Origin of the sequence: Pullulanibacillus camelliae (genome assembly GCF_014642655.1) — a bacterium.
Classification (GTDB): Bacteria; Bacillota; Bacilli; order Bacillales; family Sporolactobacillaceae; genus Pullulanibacillus; species Pullulanibacillus camelliae.
In genome coordinates this window covers 1-3,097 of the sequence record NZ_BMIR01000044.1, presented here as the reverse complement: position 1 = coordinate 3,097, position 3,097 = coordinate 1, and the positions used below count along the sequence as shown (strand labels likewise).

6 protein-coding genes are annotated in these 3,097 nt (G+C 36.9%); 5 read left to right on the top strand and 1 reads right to left on the bottom strand.

All coding sequences use genetic code 11. From position 1 onward, the window contains the following. The first annotated feature begins 178 nt into the window (after positions 1 to 178). From IEW82_RS19825 to IEW82_RS19810, 4 genes are all read left to right on the top strand, one after another. Complete coding sequence (locus IEW82_RS19825) at positions 179 to 322, top strand: ribbon-helix-helix domain-containing protein (protein ID WP_188699122.1); 144 nt, start codon at positions 179 to 181, stop codon at positions 320 to 322. Between the two features lie 75 nt (positions 323 to 397). Beyond that, positions 398 to 1,054 (top strand): replication protein, encoded by a 657-nt coding sequence (locus IEW82_RS19820; protein ID WP_188699120.1) that lies wholly within the window; start codon positions 398 to 400, stop codon positions 1,052 to 1,054. Further along, positions 1,051 to 1,221, top strand: coding sequence for a hypothetical protein (locus IEW82_RS19815; protein WP_188699118.1), 171 nt, complete (start codon positions 1,051 to 1,053; stop codon positions 1,219 to 1,221). Before IEW82_RS19820 ends, IEW82_RS19815 begins: the two co-directional genes overlap by 4 nt. A 59-nt stretch (positions 1,222 to 1,280) precedes the next feature. Beyond that, entirely contained in the window at positions 1,281 to 1,430 is a 150-nt protein-coding gene (locus tag IEW82_RS19810; RefSeq protein WP_188699115.1) for a hypothetical protein, read from the top strand. Positions 1,431 to 1,450: 20 nt separating this feature from the next. Here the strand turns inward: IEW82_RS19810 and IEW82_RS19805 are convergent, their stop codons facing one another. Next, a complete protein-coding gene (locus IEW82_RS19805; protein ID WP_188699113.1) occupies positions 1,451 to 1,612 on the bottom strand; it encodes a sporulation histidine kinase inhibitor Sda in 162 nt (53 codons plus the stop codon). 480 nt (positions 1,613 to 2,092) lie between these two features. Here IEW82_RS19805 and IEW82_RS20545 point away from each other — a divergent pair, with 480 nt between their 5' ends. After that, entirely contained in the window at positions 2,093 to 3,043 is a 951-nt protein-coding gene (locus IEW82_RS20545) for a plasmid recombination protein (RefSeq protein WP_444544439.1), read from the top strand. Positions 3,044 to 3,097 lie beyond the last annotated feature (54 nt).

Genomic DNA, 3,097 nt, shown 5'->3' with positions numbered 1-3,097 from the left:
GGGGGGCATTGGGTGAAAAAGTGGCTTGACGCTTAGAGCCCCAATGGATACAAGAGTCAACAAAAAATCAACAAAGTGCCAACAAAAACACCAACATTTTATTTTTTGTATGCTAATCGTTGCATTTAATGCACACTTTAGTTATATTAATATTAAATAATTAAATGGAGTTGTCAAAATGAGCACGAATAAAAAAAGGTTAACGATTACGTTGGCGGAATCTGTTTTGATTGATTTAGAAAAAATGGCTAAAGATAAAGGTTTGTCTAAATCAGCAGTAATTACAATTGCTTTAGAAGAATACAAGAAAGGGCAGAAATGAACAGAAAAAAAGCGTCCCCCTGCAAGAGTTCGCTTTTTGGATTTTCCTTATTTCTGTTAAGGTGATTTTAACATTATGGCTAAAGATAAAGCAAGATACTTCACGTTCTTATTGTATCCTGAAAGTATTCCGGAAGATTGGGAAATGAGATTAGAGTCGCTAGGTGTTCCTATTGCGATTAGCCCACTTCATGACAAAGATTTAAGCAATGTTGAAGGACAAAAATATAAAAAAGCTCATTATCATGTAATTTATGTGGCGAAAAATCCAGTAACTGCTGAAAGTGTTCGTTTGAAAATAAAGCGCTGTTTAGGGTCTCGAAGTGTTGCTATGGTTCAAATTGTCGTTCAAAGCATGGAAAATATATATTTATATTTAACGCATGAATCAAAAGACGCTATCGCTAAAAATAAGCATGTGTATGACAAAAAAGATATTAAACTACTAAACAATTTTGATATTGATCGGTACATAACGCTTGATGTTGAAGATAAAGATGACATGTTGAACGATATCTGTGATTTGATTGATGAACATGGACTAGCTAATATTCGTGAATTAAGAAGATTTGTAAGAGTTCATGGTTCAGAGCATAATTTGCCTAGTATGAAGATAATAAACTCTGTTTTACGGTCGCATACTGGATTGATTAGGTTGTATTTTGATGCTGTTTATCAAGAACGGAAATATGGTAGAGGCGATATTGATAGAGAAACAGGGGAATTAAAATGACAAAATGGAATAATACGATATTTTTTGAGAATGGGATCAAACATGAATTAACAGTTGAAGAAATAAACATTATCAAGAAATCACTTGCTGATTTTAAAGCGAATGATGATAGCGAAAAAGAAACACTTGAGCAATTGAAATCATTATTTATTCATCATTTAGATTGAGATTTAAAATCAGTTTCAAAATCTAATCGACATAAAACGACAAGAAGGGATAACAAAAGATGAGCAATCATTTCCGAATGATAAAAAGTCTGCCTTCAGATGAGCCGATAGAATACAAGATAGATAGGGATTATCTTCGTAAATCAAAAGCAGAGTACGAAGAAAATTTGAAGAAAGATAATGCCGAAATTGAGAGAGAAAAAGATTGAGATACAAGAGATACAGAAGATTATTTCTGTATCTCTTTTTTGTTTTTCTGTATATCTGGATGTATGCAAATAGAACGCCTTTTTAATTCGGTTTCTAGTAGTTCGATAAAGCGAGGGTCAAGTTTTAATTCTTTTGCTTTTATGTAAGCTTCAACTAAGTGTTTATCTGATAAATTGTCCATTTCGATTGAATTGCTTTTATACTCCTTTCTGTAAATTCACAAACTCCAATAGATTAATTGAATCAGCGTTTTCAATGCAAGGTTTTTAGCTTGGTAGAGGGAAAAGGGCAACATGTGGCGGTTGTCAATTTAAATTTGCGGTAGCGGACCGAAGGGAGCATAAGGAGCAAATTTGAATTGACAACCTCACTGCACCCGAACCCTCTTGGCATTGAATCGAACCCATTCGATTCCTGCCTACCGGCGAGGGAGCCCCCTCAATTTTGAGGGGGTTGGGGGAGTTTTTGAAGGGGGTCTGGGGAAGAGTTCCCCAGCGGGTTTGGGCAGAGCCCAAGGTTTGTTTTTTTGTCATGCAATTGCATGACTCGGCGGTAGCCGAATAGCCTCGCAGAGCACACACTTTACGAATGTAAAGTATAGTGTGTTATACTTTACATGGAAGTGTTGCCGAAAAACTGCCCCCGAAATGGAGCTGATTTTATGAGTTATGCGGTCGTCCGAATGCAGAAAATGAAGGCGCATGATTTGAAGGGAATTCAGTTTCATAATCAGCGTGAAAGAGAAAGCAGGACGAATTTGGATATTGATAAAGAGCGTTCCCATGAAAATTATGATTTGGTCCATGATGAAAAAATTGATTATAACCAGCACCACTGTACATATGGACGAGAAAACACCCCATATGCATGTTGGCATTCAATCGCCAAGAATTGCTTTGGTTGCAAGATAAGTTTCCCGAGCATATGCAAAAGCTTGGCTTTGATTTGGAGCGAGGGGAAAAAGGTTCTACTCGTGAGCATTTGGAAACGAGGGAATTCAAAAGGCAGACGCCTCCAGGAGAAGAAAAATGAATTGCTCGCCCTCAATGAAAAAGTTCCAGATGAAATTAAAGTTCGGGCCAAAAGGGAATTTCAGCAAATCGAGGTTAAGAGCGAGGAAAAGAATCTTTTCGGGATTCCCAAAAAAGAGTTGAAAAAGACACCGACTGGAAATGTGATTGTTCCCGAACAAGACTTTAAAAATTTGGTTCATGCTGCCAAAGAAAACAAACGGCTAAAGGGCAACATGGAAAAAATATTGAGCACCGATTTGGCAAAGGAAAATAAAAAATTGGGTCAACAGCTGCGAGCCGTTTACAAGGAGTGGGAAACGGAAGCCAGTGCAAATAAAAAATTAAGACAGGAAAATATGCAGTTGCTTCGGGAGAATAGCACTTTAAAAAGCCGTATAAGCGATTTAAGGCGCGAAATTGGTTTGATATATAAAAGCACCAAAGAATTTTTAAAAGCCCGTACAAGCGATTTTAAGACGTTTAAGAGCCTTTTTAATGATTTGGTAGGCAAAGTTAAGGAAAGAGCCCCCGAAGGCGAATTTGAGCGTTTAAACAGGATTGAAAAGCGTCGTGAAAGAGAAAATGGTCTTGAAAGATAAAAAGCACTTGAAAAAGGTGCTTTTTTTGGTTTTTTGAACTTGGGTTTTTTGGGG

What these genes read in the sequence shown, in the direction of transcription:
- IEW82_RS19815 (WP_188699118.1), top strand. Translation starts at nt 1,051, where the DNA reads ATGACAAAATGGAATAATACGATATTTTTTGAGAATGGGATCAAACAT.
- IEW82_RS19820 (WP_188699120.1), top strand. Translation starts at nt 398, where the DNA reads ATGGCTAAAGATAAAGCAAGATACTTCACGTTCTTATTGTATCCTGAA.
- IEW82_RS20545 (WP_444544439.1), top strand. Translation starts at nt 2,093, where the DNA reads ATGAGTTATGCGGTCGTCCGAATGCAGAAAATGAAGGCGCATGATTTG.
- IEW82_RS19805 (WP_188699113.1), bottom strand. Translation starts at nt 1,612, where the DNA reads ATGGACAATTTATCAGATAAACACTTAGTTGAAGCTTACATAAAAGCA.
- IEW82_RS19810 (WP_188699115.1), top strand. Translation starts at nt 1,281, where the DNA reads ATGAGCAATCATTTCCGAATGATAAAAAGTCTGCCTTCAGATGAGCCG.
- IEW82_RS19825 (WP_188699122.1), top strand. Translation starts at nt 179, where the DNA reads ATGAGCACGAATAAAAAAAGGTTAACGATTACGTTGGCGGAATCTGTT.